Annotated in this window: 23 protein-coding genes and 1 tRNA gene; 10 read left to right on the forward strand and 14 right to left on the reverse strand. The window is 63.3% G+C overall.

The features are described from left to right. Complete coding sequence (gene radA, locus RAE09_RS06430; protein ID WP_302258631.1) at nucleotides 1-1371, reverse strand: DNA repair protein RadA; 1371 nt, start codon at nucleotides 1369-1371, stop codon at nucleotides 1-3. A 73-nt stretch (nucleotides 1372-1444) separates the two neighbouring features. Next, the gene (locus RAE09_RS06435) at nucleotides 1445-2032 is read right to left on the reverse strand and encodes a hypothetical protein (RefSeq protein WP_316981256.1); all 588 of its coding nucleotides are present in this window, start codon (nucleotides 2030-2032) and stop codon (nucleotides 1445-1447) included. 192 nt (nucleotides 2033-2224) lie between these two features. Here RAE09_RS06435 and RAE09_RS06440 point away from each other — a divergent pair, with 192 nt between their 5' ends. From RAE09_RS06440 to rlmB, 5 genes are read left to right on the forward strand one after another with little or no spacing between them, the layout of a single operon-like run. Beyond that, a complete protein-coding gene (locus tag RAE09_RS06440; RefSeq protein ID WP_005325718.1) occupies nucleotides 2225-2809 on the forward strand; it encodes a CarD family transcriptional regulator in 585 nt (194 codons plus the stop codon). Continuing rightward, the gene (gene ispD, locus RAE09_RS06445) at nucleotides 2781-3530 is read left to right on the forward strand and encodes a 2-C-methyl-D-erythritol 4-phosphate cytidylyltransferase (RefSeq protein ID WP_200435749.1); all 750 of its coding nucleotides are present in this window, start codon (nucleotides 2781-2783) and stop codon (nucleotides 3528-3530) included. Before RAE09_RS06440 ends, ispD begins: the two co-directional genes overlap by 29 nt. After that, complete coding sequence (gene ispF, locus RAE09_RS06450) at nucleotides 3523-4005, forward strand: 2-C-methyl-D-erythritol 2,4-cyclodiphosphate synthase (protein ID WP_005329967.1); 483 nt, start codon at nucleotides 3523-3525, stop codon at nucleotides 4003-4005. Before ispD ends, ispF begins: the two co-directional genes overlap by 8 nt. 44 nt (nucleotides 4006-4049) lie before the next feature. Further along, nucleotides 4050-5438 carry a cysteine--tRNA ligase gene (gene cysS / locus RAE09_RS06455; RefSeq protein WP_316981257.1) on the forward strand — a complete coding sequence of 463 codons (1389 nt, stop codon included), beginning with the start codon at nucleotides 4050-4052 and terminating at the stop codon, nucleotides 5436-5438. A gap of 22 nt (nucleotides 5439-5460) precedes the next feature. Beyond that, nucleotides 5461-6408, forward strand: a complete 948-nt coding sequence (gene rlmB, locus RAE09_RS06460; RefSeq protein ID WP_005329975.1) for a 23S rRNA (guanosine(2251)-2'-O)-methyltransferase RlmB — start codon at nucleotides 5461-5463, stop codon at nucleotides 6406-6408. 15 nt (nucleotides 6409-6423) lie between these two features. Here rlmB and RAE09_RS06465 read toward each other — a convergent pair whose 3' ends face one another. From RAE09_RS06465 to RAE09_RS06485, 5 genes are all read right to left on the reverse strand, one after another. After that, nucleotides 6424-7434, reverse strand: coding sequence for an HNH endonuclease signature motif containing protein (locus RAE09_RS06465; RefSeq protein ID WP_316981258.1), 1011 nt, complete (start codon nucleotides 7432-7434; stop codon nucleotides 6424-6426). 63 nt (nucleotides 7435-7497) lie between these two features. Further along, nucleotides 7498-8334 (reverse strand): alpha/beta hydrolase family esterase, encoded by an 837-nt coding sequence (locus RAE09_RS06470; protein ID WP_316981259.1) that lies wholly within the window; start codon nucleotides 8332-8334, stop codon nucleotides 7498-7500. A gap of 11 nt (nucleotides 8335-8345) precedes the next feature. Beyond that, nucleotides 8346-9260, reverse strand: coding sequence for a metal ABC transporter permease (locus tag RAE09_RS06475; RefSeq protein WP_208853870.1), 915 nt, complete (start codon nucleotides 9258-9260; stop codon nucleotides 8346-8348). Further along, complete coding sequence (locus RAE09_RS06480) at nucleotides 9238-9939, reverse strand: metal ABC transporter ATP-binding protein (RefSeq protein WP_316981260.1); 702 nt, start codon at nucleotides 9937-9939, stop codon at nucleotides 9238-9240. The genes RAE09_RS06475 and RAE09_RS06480 overlap by 23 nt, the downstream gene beginning before the upstream one ends. Next, nucleotides 9939-10934, reverse strand: coding sequence for a metal ABC transporter solute-binding protein, Zn/Mn family (locus RAE09_RS06485; protein ID WP_394372000.1), 996 nt, complete (start codon nucleotides 10932-10934; stop codon nucleotides 9939-9941). Before RAE09_RS06485 ends, RAE09_RS06480 begins: the two co-directional genes overlap by 1 nt. A 50-nt stretch (nucleotides 10935-10984) precedes the next feature. Between RAE09_RS06485 and RAE09_RS06490 the strand changes: the two genes are divergently transcribed. After that, the gene (locus RAE09_RS06490) at nucleotides 10985-12082 is read left to right on the forward strand and encodes a LacI family DNA-binding transcriptional regulator (RefSeq protein WP_316981261.1); all 1098 of its coding nucleotides are present in this window, start codon (nucleotides 10985-10987) and stop codon (nucleotides 12080-12082) included. 26 nt (nucleotides 12083-12108) lie between these two features. Here RAE09_RS06490 and otsB read toward each other — a convergent pair whose 3' ends face one another. From otsB to thrE, 5 genes are all read right to left on the reverse strand, one after another. Further along, the gene (otsB, locus tag RAE09_RS06495; protein ID WP_316981262.1) at nucleotides 12109-12891 is read right to left on the reverse strand and encodes a trehalose-phosphatase; all 783 of its coding nucleotides are present in this window, start codon (nucleotides 12889-12891) and stop codon (nucleotides 12109-12111) included. 18 nt (nucleotides 12892-12909) lie between these two features. Beyond that, nucleotides 12910-13431: an META domain-containing protein gene (locus tag RAE09_RS06500; protein WP_316981263.1), complete on the reverse strand. Its 522-nt coding sequence runs from the start codon at nucleotides 13429-13431 to the stop codon at nucleotides 12910-12912. Further along, nucleotides 13428-14870 carry an alpha,alpha-trehalose-phosphate synthase (UDP-forming) gene (locus RAE09_RS06505; RefSeq protein ID WP_200435759.1) on the reverse strand — a complete coding sequence of 481 codons (1443 nt, stop codon included), beginning with the start codon at nucleotides 14868-14870 and terminating at the stop codon, nucleotides 13428-13430. Before RAE09_RS06505 ends, RAE09_RS06500 begins: the two co-directional genes overlap by 4 nt. 14 nt (nucleotides 14871-14884) lie before the next feature. Next, complete coding sequence (locus tag RAE09_RS06510) at nucleotides 14885-15256, reverse strand: hypothetical protein (RefSeq protein WP_005325749.1); 372 nt, start codon at nucleotides 15254-15256, stop codon at nucleotides 14885-14887. Nucleotides 15257-15342: 86 nt separating this feature from the next. Beyond that, a complete protein-coding gene (gene thrE / locus RAE09_RS06515; protein ID WP_316981264.1) occupies nucleotides 15343-17079 on the reverse strand; it encodes a threonine/serine exporter ThrE in 1737 nt (578 codons plus the stop codon). 150 nt (nucleotides 17080-17229) lie between these two features. Between thrE and RAE09_RS06520 the strand changes: the two genes are divergently transcribed. Then, nucleotides 17230-17302, forward strand: a tRNA-Thr gene (locus tag RAE09_RS06520). 68 nt (nucleotides 17303-17370) lie between these two features. Here RAE09_RS06520 and RAE09_RS06525 read toward each other — a convergent pair. Both RAE09_RS06525 and RAE09_RS06530 read right to left on the reverse strand, forming a co-directional pair. Further along, nucleotides 17371-18555 (reverse strand): tyrosine-type recombinase/integrase, encoded by a 1185-nt coding sequence (locus RAE09_RS06525; protein ID WP_316981265.1) that lies wholly within the window; start codon nucleotides 18553-18555, stop codon nucleotides 17371-17373. Further along, nucleotides 18512-19132 carry a hypothetical protein gene (locus tag RAE09_RS06530; protein ID WP_316981266.1) on the reverse strand — a complete coding sequence of 207 codons (621 nt, stop codon included), beginning with the start codon at nucleotides 19130-19132 and terminating at the stop codon, nucleotides 18512-18514. Before RAE09_RS06530 ends, RAE09_RS06525 begins: the two co-directional genes overlap by 44 nt. Nucleotides 19133-19284: 152 nt before the next feature. Between RAE09_RS06530 and RAE09_RS06535 the strand changes: the two genes are divergently transcribed. The 3 genes from RAE09_RS06535 to RAE09_RS06545 all read left to right on the forward strand — a co-directional run bounded on the left by RAE09_RS06535 (nucleotide 19285) and on the right by RAE09_RS06545 (nucleotide 20543). Then, the gene (locus tag RAE09_RS06535; protein WP_248100145.1) at nucleotides 19285-19473 is read left to right on the forward strand and encodes a helix-turn-helix transcriptional regulator; all 189 of its coding nucleotides are present in this window, start codon (nucleotides 19285-19287) and stop codon (nucleotides 19471-19473) included. A gap of 68 nt (nucleotides 19474-19541) precedes the next feature. Continuing rightward, nucleotides 19542-19829 carry a hypothetical protein gene (locus RAE09_RS06540; RefSeq protein ID WP_248100147.1) on the forward strand — a complete coding sequence of 96 codons (288 nt, stop codon included), beginning with the start codon at nucleotides 19542-19544 and terminating at the stop codon, nucleotides 19827-19829. A gap of 228 nt (nucleotides 19830-20057) precedes the next feature. Continuing rightward, on the forward strand, nucleotides 20058-20543 hold the full coding sequence (locus RAE09_RS06545; protein WP_316981267.1) for a hypothetical protein: 486 nt from the start codon (nucleotides 20058-20060) through the stop codon (nucleotides 20541-20543). Nucleotides 20544-20566 lie beyond the last annotated feature (23 nt).

The following is a 20566-nucleotide window of genomic DNA, read 5'->3' on the forward strand; positions in this document are numbered from 1 at the left end:
CTACTTCGACACCGCGGCGATGGCCTGCCCCAGCGTCCCGGCCTGGTGCACGCGCATGCCCTCTACCGGCTCGATATCCCCGCGTGGGACAATCGCGTGCTTGTAGCCCAGCCGCGCGGCTTCCATCAAGCGCCGCTCCACATTGGGCACCGGCCGCAACTCGCCGGCCAGGCCCACCTCGCCAATGACCACCGTCTTGGCCGGCAGCGGCTGCTCGTGCAGCGAGGACCACGTTGCCAGCGCCACCGCCAAATCCGTGGCGGTTTCCGTAATCCGCATGCCGCCCACCGTGGCGACATAAGCATCCTTATCGTTGGTGCGCTGGCCGGCGCGCGCCTGCAGCACCGCAAGCACCATCGGCACGCGGTTGGAATCTAGCCCGGTCACCACGCGCCGCGGGTTCTTCGCTACCGGGTCCACCGTCAGCGCCTGCACCTCCGCGAGTATCGGCCGCACGCCGTCCATCGCGACCGTTACGGCCGAGCCATCCGGCGTCGTCCCGCGGTGAGAGAGAAACAGCCCGGAAGGGTCCGCGACTTCCCGAATGCCGCCGGCCGTTTGCTCAAAACACCCCACCTCGTCGGTGGCGCCAAAGCGATTCTTGATGCCGCGCAGCATACGCAGGCTGGATTGGCGGTCGCCCTCGAAGTTCAAGACGACGTCGACAAGATGCTCCAGCACGCGCGGGCCGGCCACGTTGCCGTCCTTGGTCACGTGGCCGACCAGCAGTACCGGAATGCCGGTGGACTTCGCCAGCGAAGTCAGCGCGGCCGTCACCGCGCGCGATTGCGCCACGCCGCCCGATACGCCCTCCACGCCCACGGCGTGCATGGTCTGCACCGAATCGACGATAATGAGGCTCGGCTTGAGCTTATCCACGTGCCCAAAGACCGCATCCAAGTTGGACTCGGCCGCCAAGTACAGCGATTCCTGCAGGGCGCCGGTGCGTTCGGCGCGGGAGCGGACCTGGCCGGCGGATTCCTCGGCCGTCGCATAGAGCACGGTGCGGCCGAGCTGGGCCCACCGCGAGGCTACTTCCAGCAGCAGCGTGGATTTGCCCACGCCCGGTTCGCCGGCCATGAGCACCACTGAGCCGGGCACAATGCCGGTTCCTAGCACGCGGTCGAGCTCGCCGATGCCGGTGCGCACCGTCTTGGTCGCCTGCGCCCCAATCTTGGTAATCGGCTGCGCCGGGCTCGACGGCGCTACGCCCTTGCTTGCCGACGCCCCCGCTGTCCCAGGCCCCGCCACCACCGGCGCCCGTTCCTCCAACGTGCCCCAAGACCCGCAGTCGGGGCAGCGGCCGAGCCATTTCGGCGAGACGTAGCCGCATTCGGAACAGGTGTGGATGGGGCGAGATTTCTTGGCCATGGCCTCTAGCCTAAAACACGCAAACGCCTCCGGCCCGAAACGGGCTGGAGGCGGGGATTTAGGGCGGCGCGGCTTAGTTCTTTGGAGCCTCGGAGGAGTAGCCCTCGGAGGACTCGACGTCGCGGTCGAATTCGCCGGACTGCATCTGGGTGGCGGCAATGGTGGCGTCCACGTCGAAGGAACCATTGGAGAACTCGAAGGTAACTGGGCGGTCGCCGGCGTAGCCAAAGTCATCGTTCTTCAGGGTGGTGGCGATGTACTGGACGTTCTCGGAATCCTGCTGGGTGGTCGCGTCCAGGTTCTTCTGGGAATCCGCGATGATGGACTGGTCGCGGTGCAGTGGCTGAGCCTTGTCCATCTCGACGCGCTGGCCGTCGACCTTGACGGACTCCAGGGAGATGACATCGGTGTCGTAGCCCTGGTTTACGGCGGTGAACTTCAGGGCAGCGGAGCCGTCCGGTTCTACCAGGATGGTGACATCGCGAACCGCAACCTTGTTGTCTTCCGTGCTTGCAGAAGCGCCATCGACCGCAGCCACCTTTTCGGCGGTCTGGGCGACCTGGCCCGCCGAGCAAGAAGCCAGCGCCAGAGCGGAGACGGCGGTTACGGAAATAATGGCACCGCGGCGGGCGGCGGACTTCAGGGACTGCACGTTGAGCATCCTCCATCAATTGCGATCACAGGGCTTGTCAACGCTTTAGCCTAGTCCCTTTGGCAATAAAGTACACAGTTAGTCCCAAACCGGGCGGGTAGACCGTGGGGGTATACGGGGGTATCCGCAGGCGGGGCGGCCGTGCGTGATAAAATGGCGGCCTTAGTCAACCGGGATAAATCGGGAACACAAGGAGTGGCAATGGAGTATAAGGTCGGCGAGGTCGTCGTCTACCCGCACCACGGTGCGGCCGTCATCGAGGATATCGAGACCCGCGAGATGGGTGGCGAGACGCTGGAATACTTGGTGCTGCACATCAACCAGTCCGACCTAGTCGTCCGCGTGCCCATCAAGAACGCCGATAACGTCGGCGTGCGCGACGTCGTGGGCAAGGAGGGCCTGGAAAAGGTCTTTTCCGTGCTGCGTGACGAGGACGTCGAAGAGGCCGGCAACTGGTCCCGCCGTTATAAGGCTAACCAGGAGCGCCTCGCTTCCGGCGATATCAATAAGGTTGCCGAGGTCGTTCGCGACCTGTGGCGCCGCGACCAGGATCGTGGCCTTTCGGCCGGCGAGAAGCGCATGCTGGGCAAGGCCCGCACCATCCTGGTGGGCGAGCTCGCGCTGGCCAAGCCGGTCGATGAGAAGAAGGCCGACACCATGATGGAAGAAATCGATGCCACCATCGAGCGCCACCGCGCGGCCGGATTGGTAGACGATAAGTCCATCACCACCGATATCGACAACGACATCGATCTCGATGACCTCTCCTTCGACGACGAAGACTAAACCGCGCGTCATCGCGCTCATCGCGGCCGCCGGCCAGGGCACCCGCCTCGGTGCCGAGGTGCCCAAGGCTTATGTCGAGCTGCGCGGGCGCACCCTCCTGGAGCGCTCCGTGCGCGCGCTGCTGGCCTCCGGCGTGGTCGATGAGGTCATTGTGCTGGTCAGCCCAGATATGGAGCCCGAGGCCGCCCGCATCATCGGCCGCATCGACACCGCAGGCGCTAAAAGCGCTACAAACGCCGCGCCCATCCGCCTTGTGCACGGCGGCAGCGAGCGCGCCGATTCCGTGTGGGCCGGCCTCCAGGCAATCCCCGACGACGACGCCGTGGTGCTCATCCACGATGCGGCCCGGGCGCTGACTCCGCCGGCGATGGTGCGGGGCGTCGCCAAGCGCGTGCTCGAAGGCGCCCCCGCGGCCGTGCCCGTGGTTCCCGTGGCCGATACCATCAAGGAAGTCGCGGCCGACGCCGTGGTGAGCACTCCCGACCGCTCCCGCCTGCGCGCCGTGCAAACCCCGCAGGCCTTCCGCCTGCCTGCGCTGCGCCAAGCCAACCTCGATTATTGGGCCGAGCAGCCCGAATTCACCGCTACGGATGACGCCAGCCTCATGGAATGGCACGGCGAGCACGTGGCGACCGTGCCAGGCGATACCCTGGCGTTCAAAATCACCACGCCCATCGATCTCACCCTGGCCCACGCCCTGACTGAGGAGACCCATGACTAACCCGATTATCCCGCGTGTTGGCATCGCCACCGACGCCCACCAGATCGAGGCCGGCAAGGACTGCTGGATCGCCGGCCTGCTCTTCGAGGGCGATGCTGGCTGCGAGGGCCACTCCGATGGCGACGTGGTAGCGCACGCGCTTGTCGACGCCCTCTTATCCGCCTCCCACCTCGGCGACCTCGGCTCCTTCGTGGGTGTCGGCAGGCCCGAATACGATGGCGTTTCGGGTGCGAAGCTGCTGCGCGAATGCAGGGAACTGCTCGAATCCGAGGGTTTTATCATCGGCAACGCCGCAGCGCAGCTCATCGGCCAGACGCCCAAGATGGGACCGCGCCGCGAAGAGGCCGAAGCGGTACTGAGCGAAATCCTTGGTGCCCCCGTGTCCGTCTCTGCCACCACGACGGACCATATGGGGTTCACCGGCCGTAAGGAGGGCCGCGCGGCGGTTGCCACGGCCGTCGTCTGGCGCGCCTAGCCCACCACACTAACCCCGCGCACGCGTCAATTAGACTGGGTGGCGTGAGTACTTTGCGCATTTATGACACAGCCACCCGCAGCCAACGCGATTTCGAGCCGATTCGCCCCGGCCACGCCTCGATTTATCTGTGCGGCGCCACCCCGCAGGCCCAGCCGCACATCGGGCACCTGCGCTCCGGCGTCGCCTTCGACATCCTGCGCCGCTGGCTGCTCGCCCAGGGCTATGACGTAGCCCTGGTACGCAACGTCACCGATATCGATGACAAGATCCTCACCAAGGCGGCCGAGAATAATCGCCCCTGGTGGGAGTGGGTGTCCACGTATGAGCGCGAGTTCACTAAGGCCTATAACACCCTGGGCGTTCTTCCTCCTTCGGTAGAGCCGCGCGCAACCGGCTTTGTCACCCAGATGGTCGACTATATGCAACGGCTTATCGACGCCGGCTTTGCCTACCCCGCCGATGGCTCCGTCTACTTTGACGTTGCCGCGTGGACCAAGGCCGAAGGCTCCGATTATGGTTCGCTGTCCGGCAACAAGGTAGAGGAAATGGAACAGGGCGAGGGCGAGGATTCCGCCAAGCGCGGCGCGCAGGACTTTGCCCTGTGGAAGGCCGCGAAGCCGGGCGAGCCCAGCTGGCCTACCCCGTGGGGCGACGGCCGCCCTGGTTGGCACCTGGAGTGCTCGGCCATGTCCACCTACTACCTGGGCTCTAATTTCGATATCCACTGCGGCGGCCTGGACCTGCAGTTCCCGCACCACGAGAACGAAATCGCGCAGTCGCATGCGGCCGGCGATAAGTTCGCCAACTACTGGATGCACAACCACTGGGTGACGATGTCGGGTGAGAAGATGTCGAAGTCCCTGGGCAACGTGTTGTCCATCCCGAATATGCTGGAGCTGGTGCGCCCGGTGGAGCTGCGCTACTACCTGGGCTCGGCACACTACCGCTCCGTGCTGGAGTACTCCGAGGCCGCGCTGACCGAGGCCGCCGCTGGCTACCGCCGCATCGAGGACTTCCTCGGCCACTTCGACGATCTGGAGCTTGGCGAGTGGACGCAGGGCTTTGCAGACGCGATGAATGATGACATCGCGGTGCCCAAGGCTTTGGCGGAAATCCACACCACCGTCCGCGCCGGCAATAAGGCGCTCGCGGCCGGCGACGAGGCCGAGGCACGCACGCTGGCCAGCCAGGTGCGAGCGATGGCGCACGTACTTGGTTTTGACCCGCTGGAGTGGGAAGATGGAGCGCAAGCTAGCGGGGCGGATGCCGCGCTGGATGCGCTGGTACAAGCTGAGCTGGAGCGGCGCACCCAGGCGCGCGCGGATAAGGACTTCGCTACTGCCGACGCCGTCCGTGACCGCCTCGCGGCCGCCGGCATCACCATCACCGATACCCCAGACGGCCCGACCTGGTCGCTGGCGCAGCGTTAAGCACTCCGAAAGGACATAGATTATGGCACGTACCCACGGCCGCGGTGGCGCGGGAATCCGCAAGACCAATAAGAAAGGCGCAACCAAGGGCTCCGGCGGCCAGCGCCGCAAGGGCTTGGCCGGTAAGGGCCCGACGCCCAAGGCAGAGGACCGCATCTACCACGCCAAGCACAAGGCCAAGCTGGAGCGCGACCGCCGCAACTCCGGCCGCCACCAGAAAGAGACCGCCGAGATGGTCGTGGGCCGCAACCCGGTCATCGAGTGTCTGCACGCCAAGGTGCCGGCCACCACGCTCTACATCGTGGCCGGTACCCGCAATGACAAGCGCCTGTCCGAGGCCGTGGCCATGTGCAATACCCGCAATATCCCCATCATCGAGGTGCAACGCCACGAGATGGACCGCATGACCGGCAACGGCATGCACCAGGGCATCGGGTTGCAGATCCCGCCGTATAAATACGCCGACGTCGACGAGCTCATCGCCCGTGCGGCCGAGAACGCACGCCCCGGCATGTTCGTCATCTTGGATAACATCACCGATCCGCGCAACCTCGGCGCGGTCATCCGTTCCGTGGCGGCCTTCGGCGGCGACGGCGTCATCATCCCCGAGCGCCGCTCCGCGTCCGTAACCGCCGTGGCATGGCGTACCTCGGCCGGCACGGCGGCGCGCCTGCCGGTTGCCCGCGCGACGAATATCACCCGCACCGTGCAGCAATTCCAAAAGAGCGGCTACCAGGTCATCGGCCTAGACGCCGGCGGCGAGCACACGCTGGACACCTATAACGGCGCGACGGATCCCGTGGTCATCGTCATCGGCTCCGAGGGCAAGGGTATCTCCCGCCTCGTGCGCGAGAACTGCGACGTCATCATGTCCATCCCGATGACGGACTGGGTCGAGTCCCTCAATGCTTCCGTCGCGGCCGGTTCCGTGCTCTCCGAATTCGCACGCCAGCGCCGCGCGGCCCAGTAACCTCCGGCGAGGTTTCTAGTCGCTTTCCGCCCAGGGTGGCAGCCACTTAATGGTTCCATCCACCCTGGCCAGGCGGCCGCGCAGCGGCGGGGCGTTGGGGTCATCGTCGTTGACGCCGTTGTGATACGGACAGGCGATGGTGAGATTTTCGGGGTTGGTCTCGCCGCCGTGGCGCCACGCGGTGAGGTGGTGGACTTGGCATTCATCGGCGGGGTAATTGCACTGCGGCCACGGGCAGGTGGGATTTTCCGCGGCGGCCATGGTGCGCTGCTTCGGCGAGGCGAGCCGCTCGGTGCGGTACAGGTTCACCGGGCCCTTCACGGGGTGGATCAGAGTCACATATCCGTGCGCGGTAAAGGCGCGGCGCACTAGGTCCGCGCCGGTCATTCGGGCACCATTGGTCAGCTGCAGGGTGATGTCATCGCCGGCGGTGTCGACGACGCGGTCGAGTTCGTCCAGGCGCAGCACCACATTGGTGGTCACGGCCGTGCGGGAAGCGGCGGCGTCGCCTTGAAAAATCTTGCGCACCGAATCGAGCGGGGCGTCCTTATCGAGCGCGGCGTGCATATCCGCGATGTCCGCAGACTTGCCGGTAATCGTCATGGTCCACGGCCCATCGGCGCGGCGGTAGAGCTTGACACCGGGCTTGCGTTGCGGCGGACCTTTAATCTCACGCACGCGCTGGCGCCCCTGCTTGTCGACGTCCGACGCATCCCCCTTCATCCCACACAGCTCCCGCCGCAGCGCCCAGGCCTGGCGCTTACTCTTCAGCTTGGTGGCGTGGCGCTCGATGGCCAGCAGCGCGGTGAGGCTGTGCTCGTTGGTGCGGGCCGCGGCGATGGATTCGCGCTGGAGGCGGCTAAACGCGGTGGGGCCGAAGTAGGTATCGGCGAGGGCAAGCAGGCGGGCGGCGGTGGTGTCGGGGCAGCCGGCGTCGATAAGCGCGCGCTTAGTAAGGCCGTGGCAGTCGGCGATAATGTCCATGCCGGCGGCCAGGCCTGTCAAGAAATTCTGTAGCGCGTTCACGGCTCCACACGTTAAGTGCGGGTGCACGCCGGCGCGCGGTGCGTGGCACGCAGCTGTGGATAACTAGGCCTGGGCGTCGTCGAGGACGAAGAACTCGCGGACCTTATCCACAGCGCGGAAGGAATCCGTATTTGGGCCTATGCGTGGGTCGGTTTTCATGCTAGAGGGAATCACGTGGCCGAGGCCCTCCATGGTCCACAGCTCGACGGGGAAATCGCCGTCGTATGCGGTGGCGGTGACATCCGCGGTGGGGTGGTAGTCGCGGGGTGGCTGGCAGCCATTGGCCAGTGCGAAGTGCTCGGCGGTGGCCGGCGCGGACAGCACGCGGCCGCGGGTGCGCTCGGCGTCCAGCCCGGCGACCCCGCCCTCGTATGGCGCGTACGGGTCGGCGGTGCCGTGGAAAAACAGCAGCGGCGTGGGCCGGTAGCCGGCCGGGTTGCTGGGCGCGTGGTTATCGCCCTCGCCCAGGGTGGAGGCGAAGATGCAAGCGCGGGTGAGGGCAAAGGGTGCGTCGAAAAGCAAGCGGAGCACCATCTGCCCGCCGTTGGAATAGCCGCAGGCAAAGGTACGGGCGGTGCCGAATTCGCGCTGCATCTCCTCGACGAGGTAGGCGGCGAAGGCAACGTCGTCCACGTTCTCCGCGCGGGCGGTGACGGGCAGGATGCTGCGGCAATCGTTGAAATGGCGGTCGACGCCGTCGGGGTAGACGAGGACGGTATTGGTGGCATCGGCAAGCTCGTCGAAGGTGCCGTTAGTAAAGCGGCGCATCACGTTTCCGGACTGCAGCGAGCCGTGGAAGAAGAGCAAGAGGTTCGGGCGCGGGCCGGGGTTATCCGGCGCGATGACGAGAAAGCGGCGGGTGCGGCCATCCACATCCGCGGTGCGGCGGTGTACGTGCATAGCCGCCCAGTCTAGTCGGCGTGGTGCTCTTCGGCGGTGCTGTGGCAGTCGGCGTGGAAGCGCTTTGCGGCGACCTCGTCGCGCACCGCCTTTTTATTGCGCTGCCAGCCAATGAGGCGGCACACCAGGTAAATGACAAAAGAAATCGTGGTAACAAAGACCGAGACCGGAAGGCCGGGCGCGAGCGATAAGACAAAGCCACCGACGGCCGAGACCTCGGCGAAAATGGTGGCCCACATGACCGCGCGCAGGGGCGAGGAGGTAATCTGCACGGCCGCCGCACCCGGGGTAATGAGCAGCGCCATGACGAGCAGCGAGCCGACGATTTGTACCGACTGCGCGGCCGCCAAGCCTACGAGCACGGCGAAGGCGACGGAAATGAAGCGGGTGGGTACGCCGGCGGCCTGGGCCATGACCGGGTCGGCCGAGGCGAAGAGCATGGGCCGCCACAGGATGGCGACGGCGGCGAGGATGACCACGGTGGTCGCGGCCAAGAGCCATACCGAGGCCGAAGAGACGCCGACGATCTGGCCAGTTAGCAGCGTCATCGCGGTATTCGCGTTGCCGGGGTAGAGGTGCAAAAACAGCACCGAGAGGCCTAAGCCAAAGCTCATGACCACGCCGATGGCGCTGTCTTGTTGGCCTTTGAAGCCCAGGACAGCGAGGATGATGGCGGCCACGATGGCGCCGGCCACCGCGCCAAAGCCGAGGTTGAGGCCGAAGAGCAGCGCGGCCGAGGCGCCCATGAGTGCGAGCTCGGAGGTGGCGTGGACCGAAAAGGACATCTGGCGCAGCACGATGAGCGAGGTCATCACGCCGGAGAGGATGCCCAGCAGCGCGGAGGCGATGAGCGAGGACTGCACAAAGTCCACGCTGAGCAGGTACTGGGTGTCTTCCATAAAGCTAGACAACGATGAGCCTCCCATCGACGTTTAAGACGTTGACCTTGGAACCGTAGAGCTCGGAAAGGACATCGGAGCGCATGACCTCATCCACGGTGCCGAAAGTATGGCCGCCGGGGGCGAGGTAGAGCACCTTATCGGTCACCCCGAGCACCGGGTTGATGCCGTGGGTGACAAACATGATGGAGGTGCCGCGCTCGCGGCGCAGCGTATCCAGCTTGTCCACGGTGGCCTGCTGGCGCGCCGGGTCGAGCGAGAGCAGCGGCTCGTCGGCGAGGATGAGCTCGGGGTCGTTGGCCAGCGCCTGGGCCTGGCGGATGAGCTGCTGCTGGCCGCCGGAAAGCTGGCCGACGCGGCGGTCGCGTAGGCCGGTGGCACCGACCTCGGCGAGGAGCTCGTCGACGCGGTGGCGGGGCGGGCGGCGGCGTCGGAAAGCGCCGTGTGCCAGGGAGAGCGAGACTAAGTCGCGGGCGCGCAGGGGCAGGTCGGCCGGGAACATGCGTTGCTGCGGGATGAAGCCGACGCGGCAGTTAACGTCGACGCTGCCGGCCGTGAGCTTGCGGGTTCCCAAGATGGTGCCGAGCAGGGTGGATTTGCCCACGCCATTGGGGCCCAAAACGGCGATAAACTCGCCGCGGTCAACGGCGAGGTTAAGGCTGGACCACAGCGGGGCAACCGCTGCGTCATGAAAGTGGATGAGCACTAGAGCTTCCCCAGGGAATCGGTGACCTCGTCATAGTAGGTCCAGAATTCTTTGCCATCCGGCGGGGTTTCGCCGATTTCGACGATAGAGACGTCCGCATCCTCCGCGGCGGACTTGATGCGGCCGGCGGTATCGGTTTCGGTCTGTGGGTTAAAGATGAGCAGGTCTACCTTGTCCTCTTTAATCGCCTTGGTGAAGGCGGCGAGGTCGGCCGCGGTGGGCTCGCCCTCAGAAATGGTGGCCTTGCGGTAGCCCTCTGGGGTGACGTCCTTGCCGGAGGTGTACTTCATGATGTAGTCCGCAATCGGCTCGGTCTGCGCGTAGGAGAGGTCGCCCGGCAGTTCCTTGAGCTTGTCGCGCAGGCGGTCGACGTGGGAGTCCACGCGCTCGGTGCTGGCGTTGGCATCGGTATTGAGCTCGTTGATCTGGTCAGCGATATTTCCTGCGACCTCGTCGAGCGCTGCCGGGTCGTACCAAATGTGCTCGTTGCCCTCGATATTGGTGACCTTCTTCGGGTCCTTCTTGGCGGTGGCCTTAGCAGCGTCGATGGTCATGACATTGGGGTCATCGGCCAGCTTGCCGTGATCGGTCAGCGGCAGGGCGGAGACGATATCGTCCTGGTCGGAGACGGCCTGGTAAATCCAGGAATCGTAGCCGCCGCCGTTGACCACGAGCAGGTCAGCATCCTCGGCCTTGGCGATATCGGCCGCGGAAGGTTCGAAGTGGTGCGGGTCAACGCCGTTGCCCTCAACGATGGGCTTGACCTCGATGTCCACGCCGGAGGCGGTATCGGCCACGGCTTGGGCGACGTCGGCCCAGATGGAGGTGGACGCGACGATGGAGATCTTCTTCTGAGCGCCCGGCTCGGCGGCCGAGTCCTCGGTGTCGGAGGAGCAGGCGGTGGCGGTCAGCAGGAGGCCACCGGCCGCGAGGAGGGCTGCGGATGCGCGAAGTGAGGTATGCATAGTTTCCAGTGTGCGTTTGATGGGAACCATTGTCAATTGAATATGTATTGAAAATACGGCCGCGGGGTATGCTTGCGGTCATGGTGAAACGCAGCCCCACCCGCAAAACGCTGGCCTCGCTGGCCGCCGAGCTGGGTGTTTCGCGCACGACGGTATCCAATGCCTATAGCCGGCCGGATCAGCTTTCGGCCGCAACGCGCGAGCGCATCCTGGCGGCGGCGAAGGCGCGGGGGTATCCCGGGCCGGACCCTACGGCCCGCAGCCTGCGCACCCGCCGCGCGGGCTCGGTGGGCGTGCTGCTGACCGAGCACCTGTCCTATGCCTTCGAGGACATGGCCTCGGTGGATTTCCTGGCCGGCATGGCAGAAGCCTCGGCCGGCGCGCAGACCACGCTCACCCTCATCCCGGCCGGCCCGGAGGGCGAGGCGGAGGCGGCCAGCCTGGTGGGCTCGGCCGCGGTGGATGGCTTTGTGGTCTACTCCGTGGCGGCCGGGGATGCCTACCTCGAGGCGGCGCGCGGCCGCGGGCTGCCGGTGGTGGTCTGCGATCAGCCGACGGATTCGGGCCTGCCGTTCGTGGGCATCGATGACCGCGCGGCGATTGCCCCGGCCGCCCGCGCGCTGGTGGAGGCCGGCCACCGCAAGATCGGCGTGCTGGCGATTCGCCTCAAGCGCGAGCGCCACGATGGCCCCATTTCGTGGGGTGAGCTTCAGGGCGCCGATATGCACGTGCAGCGCGCCCGGGTCATGGGCGCCATGGACGTCTTTGCGCAGGCGGGCATCGCGCCCGAGACCGTGCCCGTGGTCACCCAGCACATCAACGATGCGCACACCACGCGGGTGGCCGCGCAGTTGCTTCTCGACGCCCACCCTGATCTCACCGCCGTCCTGTGCACCACCGACTCCATGGCGCTAGGCGTGATGACCTATGCGCGCGAGCGGGGCATCGACGTCCCCGGCGAGCTGTCCGTTACCGGCTTCGACGGCATTGATGCGGCGCAGCGCCTTGGCTTGACGACGATCGTCCAGCCCAATAAGGCCAAGGGCGCGGCCGCCGGCCATATGCTCGCCAAGCTCATCGCCGGCGCCGAGGGTCCGGACCCGAGCGAAACTGCGGTGCTACGGCGCGTGCTGCAGACCAGCTTCGCGGCCGGGCGGACGGTGGCGCCGCCGCGCTAGGTGCCGCTTCGTTAGGCTGCGGCGTGTTAGGCAGCGCCGCCGTTGTTGGGACGGCCGACATGAGCCGCGCGGGCGGCGGCGAGTTCGGTGAGGAAGTGGGCGACGGCGTCGACGTCGGCAAGCTGCACTACGGCCGCCGTATCGCCCTCGCCGACCTTGACGCCAACGTCTGGCGGCTGGTGCAGGGCGCGGAAACCGTCCTCATCGGTGACGTCATCGCCCAAGAAGACCATGGCGGTGGCTCCGGTGCGCTCGCGCAGGTTCTCAATCCACGTGCCCTTGGTGGCCTGGGTGGCGGAGAACTCCACCACGGACTTGCCGGCCGTGCGGGGGAAGCCGCCCGGATCGAGCGCGAGGGCGGCTTCATAGGCTTGGGCGGCAGCCTCTGGATCGGAATCCTCGAGCGCGCGCAGGTGCAACACGCGCTGGAAGGGTTTGACCTCGATATCCGCGCCGGGGAAGCGCTCCATGATCTCGCGAATCTCGGCTTCCTTGGTGGCGAGGTGCTCGCGCATCGCGGGGGTCAGTTCCGTGTCCTCCCACGAGGACTCGGCGCCGTGGGAGCCGCCGAAGAGAACGGGCTCGCGCAGAGGGCACACGCGCTTGAGGCCTTCGAGGTGGCGGCCGGAGAGCACGGCCGCGGTGGTGTCCGGCAGGTGGGCCAGTTTATCCAGGGCGCGCAGTGATTCCTGGTTCATTTCGACCTCATAGATGGCCGTGGCGAAGGGGGAGAGCGTGCCGTCGAAGTCCGAGACCACCGCGAGGTGCTCGGCGGCGGCAAGGGCCTTGATGGCAGTTGAAAGCGTCATGGCTTCCAGCCTACGCAATTAACCGCCCAGGGAAACCAACTTGATAGACGGCGAGTCCACATCATCGGTGACCAGTTCTAAGACCAGTTGGTTATTGGAATTGACGGCGTAGTGGAAATCGTGGTCCGCGGAAATCAGGTTGCGCAGTAGGTTATCGGCCCACACGGACGCGCCGTGGCAATCTTCGGCGGTCTCGTCAAACTCCACCTCGTCAAAGTGGAGGCGGTTGCCCTCGCGGATGTTTTGGCGCTCATCATCGGCGGAATAGGTCACCTTGCCCACCATTTGGGCGCAGCCGGTGGTGCCCACCATCGTGGATTCGCCAAAACTCAACGTAGGGGCCTGCGGAATGGACTCCGGGATGGTGGAGGCGGCATCCGGGGTGGTGTTGATGGAAACTATCTGCCACTGCTTATCCAAGATTTGCTTATCGCCAGGGGCTTGGGGTTCCTCGTCGCCGGAGCCGCAGCCGGCCAGTAATGCGGCGGCGCAGGTCGCGGCAATGGGCACTGCGGCCAGGCGGGGAAAGCGAGACATCATGCGCCCGCCCCCTGTTCTTCTGCTTGGCGCAGGCAGCCCAGGAAGGACTGGGACCATAGCTGCACGTCGTGCTCGGTGACCTGCTGGTGCATGGTGAGCATGCGCTGGGTCATGGTGGAGGGGGCGTCGTCAAGCGCCTTGAGCGCATTGAGCAAGGCGGCCTTGACGGACTCGATATCGAAGGGATTGCACAGGTAGGCCTGGTTGAGCTCATCGGCCGCGCCGGCGAACTCGGAGAGCACCAGCGCGCCCGAGCCATCGTCGTGGCAGGCCACGTATTCCTTGGCTACCAGGTTCATGCCGTCCTTGAAGGGGGTCACCAGCATGACATCGGCCATGCGGTAGTAGCAGCGCAGGAGACTCTTGGCCACGCCGCGGTGCTGGTAGTGCACCACCGGGTGACCTACGCGGGCGAAGCGCCCGTTGATGCGGCCAACGGCTTCTTCCACCTTGGAGCGGGTGGCCTTGTAATGGTCGAGGCGCTCGCGCGACGGCGTGGCGAGCTGCACCAGCGTCACCTCCTCCGGGTCGAGCGCGCCGGTGTCCAGCAGCTCCTCAAAGGCGGTCAGCCGCTGCAGGATGCCTTTGGTGTAATCGAGGCGATCCACGCCCAAGATAATGCGCCTGGGCGAGCCCAGCTCTTCGCGCAGCTTGGCGACGTCCCCCTTCTCCTCCCCAGTGAATGCGGCAAAGTCCTTCGCGGCGATGGAAATGGGGAAGGCGCCCACGCCGATGGTGCGCCCCTGCGGCAGGCGAATATGCGCGGTGACCTCGCGGGTGCTGGCCTCGCCTTGTACGTCGAGGCCCTGGCGGCGGGCAAGCTCCAAGAAGTTGCGGGCATTGGCCTCCAGGTGGAAGCCGATGAGATCCGCGCCAAGCAGCCCGCGCACGAGCTCCTCGCGCCAGGGCAGCTGGCGGAAGAGATCGGCGGAAGGGAAGGGGATGTGCAGGAAAAATCCGATGGTGAGATCCGGGCGCTTCTGGCGCAGGATGCCAGGCAAAAGCTGCAGCTGGTAGTCCTGTACCCACACGGTGGCGCCTTCGGCGGCGACCTCGGCTACCTCGTCTGCAAAACGCAGGTTGACCTCGCGATAGGCGTGCCACCAATCGCGGTCATAGGTAGGGGTGACGATGAGATCGTGGTAGAGCGGCCACAGGGTGGCATTAGAAAAACCCTCATAAAAGCCCTCGAAATCGGACTCGGTGAGCTTGACTGGGTGCAGCAGCACGCCGGTATCGGTGCGGAAGGGCTCTGGCGCGGCATCGGCCACACCGGGCCAGCCCACCCAGCATCCCTGGTGTGATTCGAGGACTGGAGACAATGCGGTGACCAGACCGCCCGGCGAGGGCGTCCAGGTATGGCTGCCATCGGGCCGGGTTTCCAGATCTACCGGCAGGCGGTTGGCCACCACCACGAAGTCATTGCCACGCTCACTCATGGTGCAAGAATAACTTAAGACTTCTTAGTGGACTTCTTCGTTGCCTTCTTGGAGGCCTTCTTCGTCGCCTTTTTGGTGGCCTTCTTTGTAGCCTTCTTGGTCGACTTCTTCGTCGATTTCTTGGTGGACTTCTTAGTCGACTTCTTCGTGGACTTTTTGCTGGATTTCTTGGTCGACTTCTTGGGAGCGGCATCGGCTTGCTCCGCCAGCACCTTCTTGTGCACCAGGCCCTTTGGCTCCACGCCCAGCATGGACATCAGGGTCACGCCGTCGAGGAAGTCCTGCGCATAGGTGGCCACGATGCGGCGGGCTGCGCGGGAGGTCTCCTCCTCAAGGGCGTGATTCTGGTCAGCCTGTGGGTGGGTGTCTTGGACCTTGGGTGGCACGACGTGTCCTCCTGAACGTTGTGGAAACTACTTAAGCGCTTGCAAGAAAAGCTATCAGAGCAAATATTGTACGCTACCGGCGGCGTTTAGGGCCGCTCGGGTCCGGATTCAGTGCCCGGCTGCTCCGGTTTCTGGGCACGAAAGGTTTCGGTGCCGGGCACGGTATAGGTGGTCTTCTCGCGCTGCTGCGGCTGCGCCGGCCACTGGGAATCCTCCGGCCACAGGTCCGCGGCCGAGTGGGTGTGCGGCGCATGGCTTTGGGCCTCGTGGCGTGGGTGCTGCTGCGGCGGCTTCGGCCCGAGCTTGGGTGGTAACTCCGGGCGATTGACGCGCGGGGCAAACGGGGACATCGGCACGCGCGGGATGCGCGGGGCCTTGCGGGCCAAGTGCGTGGCCTTATGGAAGGAGAAGCGGCCGATGCGCTTGAAGGTGGTGTACGGGCGGAAGTACTGCGGGCGGCGCAGGCGGCGAGCCACACGCTCGCCCAGTACTACGCCGGCGGCCAGGGCGCCGGAGATGGCCAGCGCCATCGCCATATTGGTAAAGCCGGTAATCATCTGCTCATTGAGAGAGGCGTACATGCCGCGGTAGAGCATGAGGCCGGGCAGCATCGGCGTATAGCCCACGATCATGGTGATAAGCGGCGGAATTCCCCAGCGGCGCGACATCAAACCGCCGGCGAGGCCAACGACCACCGCGGAAAGACCAGAGGCAATCACCGGGCCGACGCCGAAGGGCACCACCACGAAGTAATAGAAAATCATGCCGGCTGCGGCCGTAAGGCCAGACATGGTGATCTCAATCCAGGCTGCGCCGCAGGCCAGCGCAAAGGCAGCAGAACCCGTGCCGCCGAGCAGCACTAGCAGTGGAATTTCGTGGTAGACCGGTGGGGCCAGCGTGGCCAGCGGCGGCAGGTTAAAGCCCAGCGAATCGGCCAGCTGGATGCCCACACCGACGCCGGCGATGATGGCGCCGGTAGATAGCAGCGCCTCAAAGAAGCGGGCGGAGGAGGTAACGGGGGCGCGCGTGATGCCGTCGACAAGCGATTGCACCAACGTCAGCCCCGCCACCAGCACGATGATGCCGGAGGCAATGATCTGCGTGGGCGAGAAATTAATGCCGAAGGAGGCTGCGACGTTGTACAAAATGGCGGCCGGGAAGACGGCGAAAAAGCCGCCGACCGCATTCTGATAAAAGGGCGGCAGGCGGTAATTGGCCAACCAGGCGTTCAAGCCCATGATGAACGCGGAGACCACAAACGCCACCACGCCGACGAGCAGGTCGCCGCCAAGCATCATGGAAATCAGGCCACCCATCGCGCCCCAGCCGAGCATGACCGTGGACGGCTTATAAGGCGCTGGCATGCGGTCGATCTCGTCTAGGCGCTGCTCCGCCATGGCCGGCGGCATCTGGCCGGAGTGGATGGAGCGAATGAGCTTATCGACGGCCGCGAGCTTAGAAAAATCCACGCCAATGCTCGGTACCACGCGGAAGACGTGCAGGTTTTTGCGCTGCTCGCCGGTGCCAATGGTGGTGTGGATAGTGATGGTATTCATCAAGATGTCTACGTGGCAGTAGTGCAAACCATACGACGACGCTGCCAGGTGGACCTGGGCGCGCGCATCCGAGTTGGCGGTGCCGGCTCCGATGAGGATTTCACCAATGCGAGCGGCGATCTCCATAACGCCGGTGACCTGAGCAGCGTCGGTCAGATCGACCGGGGCGAGTGGTGATGGCGGCGGTGCGGCTTTAGCCGCGTCGATGATGGCTACCTGGCCCGAGGAAGCGCGCAGGCGCTCCCGCATAGCGGACAAAAATGACACGGAAATAACCCTCGAAAAGCGCTGGGAATGTGGGAAAGATTCTGCCTGAACTTTAGCCCCTGCACCCTGTCAATGCATAGATGGGGGACCGGCTTTCCCCTCGGCGGCGGTGCTCGGGTACTATGCAACGAGCGGGAATTCTCCCGCGGTGCTGGAGTGGCGCAATTGGTAGCGCAACGCACTTGTAATGCGTAGGTTGCGAGTTCAAGTCTCGTCTCCAGCTCAAAAGATAACCCCCTAGCTGCATAAACAGTTAGGGGGTAAACGTTTACAAGTAGTAAAAGTGGCTATTTATTGGCTACTTTGCGCAGGCGCAAACATTTCCAACACCGCCGTATGGTCACCGGCATCAGCCGCCCGCTTCACGTAATAGCGACCCGTAATCGCCGGGGAAGCGTGCCCCAACTGCCTAGCGGCCTCCTCCACACCGTCCACATTCTCAATGGCCGTAGCAACCGAGGAGCGGAAAGACTTAAACTTCACGTGAGAAAAGACCTCACCCCGCGCTTCCCGAAATTGCCTACGAACATTCACAATGTCTAGGAACCCGCCCCGGTTATTCGGAAAGACAAGTACGTTATCGGCATTCACTAAACGCTCAATGAGCATGTCTCTGAACCAATCGGGGAGGGTAACCGTACGAAAGCCGCTATTGGTCTTTGTGTAGCCTTGGCGGACTAGCTTCCCGTCCTGCCTAACAATCGCCCCAGAGAGCGTCGCCTTAGCCTTTGGCTTAGCGTCTAGCTGGAAATCAGACCACTGGAGTGCCAGCACCTCAGACGGGCGGAACCCCGTGGCGATAAGCGCGCCCACAATTCCCACTAAATCAGTGTGCTTGTAGGGTGTCTGCCAAGACTGAACATTCTCCCAAATCTGTTGAATCTCAGCGAGGGACAAAGCGACCGGTTCAGATTCTTCACTGTCATTGGCCCGGAGCTTTACCCCGTGCGTTGGGTTGATAGGCCACACATTCACGCCGTGGACAACGGTTAGGTCATAGGCACGGGATAGCAGAATCTTTGCGAGCTTAGCGTTAGCGGGGGTGCGCTCAGATAGTTTCACTAGCCAGTTGGCGATTATGGACTTGTCGCACTCGCAGAGGCGAAGATTGCCAATCGCCCGTTCGCCCCGTGTCCCCTTGAATAGGGATAGTTGGCGTTCATAGGTGTTAACCGATTGGATGCGTAGTTTCTTATTGCCGATAGTGCCAGCGCGCATAGCTTTTACGGTTAGTTCTAGGAGTTCTTGCAGGGTGGTGTTGCCGTCGATAATGGCCCCTGCATTCTCAAAGACGCGATCGTTGGCGTTGGCTTTCAGGGTGGCTTCAGCGTCGCTTTTTGTGCGCCCGGTGCCAGTGACGCGGATGCGCTTATCGGCAAAGGTACGGACGTAGGCTAGTGCTCTCCAGCGCCGGTAGCCTACTTCCTCATACCTAATCGTCCCTATCTGTCCTACGGGTAGTTTCTTTCTTGGCATGTTTAGTAGTTCGCTTTCCGGGGTGATTTTCAGAGCTCACTTGTAGGACACCTAATTCACGAGCACGGCGAACCATATATGCCGCCCGGTCACGGCTCACACCAAATTGTTCGGATACTGTGCGAGTTGGAGGAACTCCAGCGTTGAGTGCTGCTTGGTAAACGTCCCTTACCCATTCAAGAACAAGGGAAGTATTTCCACGAGGCCATTCATTGATTACATGTTCTGGCACCGTCGGTATCGGCTTAATGCCCCGACCAAACGTTGAGCCGTAGTACTCCCGCAGCTTTGTTGTTGCTTCATTGGCGAGGCGAGATAGGGGCAACTGGCGGAGCGTGGAACTGCTTATATAAGAGTTTTCGGGCGCGAAAGCTACGATGCCCTCAACTTCATATCTTCCGAAGTCGGTAAAGACAAGTTCTAATGAGAGTCGCTGTGTTCCGTTGTCGATGATGCAGTACGCATGTGCTGGTGCTCCCTTTGAAGCATCCTCGATGAAAAATCCTTCGCCGAATTTTCCTTTACTGTCGGGCCTCCATTGCCACTCGCCTACGGAGGTCACCTGCCATTTACTCATGAATCGAGTGTCCACTATTGAGTTCTTAGGGTCAAGACAAATTCCCTCAAAGCTTGACAGGGTTAGAGTCTATAATTAGTCTCAAAATTGTGCAAGCAAAGATATGCACACGCCCTCAAAGTCTGACACAGGCTATAAGAAAGGAATGTCTAATGCTAAATCTGAAGCAAGATGCCATGACGGCAAAGCAGGTATCTGAGCAAATCGGATTATCGGTTGCCACGCTTGCAACGTGGAGAAGTCGGGGCAAAGGGCCGGAATTTATTCGTATCGCTGGCCGCATCTACTACCTCAACACTGCAGTTCAAGAATGGCTGGATAAAGAAATCGCAGCCGCATAAAACCTGCTCAAGACACGAAAAAGCCCCCAAGTAGTTGCAGCTACAAGGGGGTTAAAGGAGACAATAAAATGCCCCAAACACACCTCAATGATAGCGACCTCCACGTTCAAGTGGAAGCGAACGCGCCCCTCGGCCTATTCAACATCGAAGTGACACGTGATCCCCACGACGGGGAACCCGTAATTCGCCTCCAACCAACCTTTGGTGACTGGTGGGGAGCCGTGGACTTTTCTAATCAGGAAATTCATCAGTTCATTGAAAAGCTGAGTGACGCAGAAAAGATTGCGCAAGAACTAACGCCAATCAACCTTTACCCCGTTGGAACTCCAGCGGACAAGAGGAGCGACCATGCCTAACAACGGGATCACAACGTCACCAGACAAAAACTTCCGGAGCAGTCTTACACCGGAGATGATTGCGGATCTCAAAGTAGCGCAAGAAAAATACCGCCCTGGTGCACAGGCGATGGAGGAGGCAAACCAGCGCCGCCGTCAATACGAACGACGCAAAGCGGCTGCTGCACGTTGTGAACCGTTACCCGGTTACGCATCTAACCATCGTCTAGCCAGAGTAGGGGGCCTACGATGAGCGCCCTAGAAACCACGTTAAGCCGTGAAGTACTGGCATCGGTGATAGCAGCACCCGCCGAGCAAGCTAACGCCGCTATGGCCCGCCTACAGGCTTCAGACTTCCCGAACTGGATACATCAGCGCATCTTTCACGCCCTGGACACCGTAGAGTTCGCCAACCACCAAGAACCCGGCAGCGTGATTACACAACTGCACGCCGTACTTCTTGAGGCTGGGGAGCTTAAAGACGCGGATAACGGCTTACGTGCGGAGCTAAACGCGCTACTCGAAACACGCGGGCACCCGGAGCAGCTACCGCGATTCGTTTCCCGAGTGGTGGATGAAGCCTACCGGCGTGAAGTAAAAGACTACGGCGAGCGTCTAGTCACTAACGCCGATAACAGCGCACTAGATGAGCTGGACGCGATTCTAAAAGGCATAGACCAAGTACGCGCCGCCCGGATGCGTATTCGTCCAGTATCAGCCGTAAACGCCGCCTAAACCCAAGGAGACCGATAAACACT

The organism is Corynebacterium tuberculostearicum (genome assembly GCF_032821615.1).
Classification (GTDB): Bacteria; Actinomycetota; Actinomycetes; order Mycobacteriales; family Mycobacteriaceae; genus Corynebacterium; species Corynebacterium tuberculostearicum_H.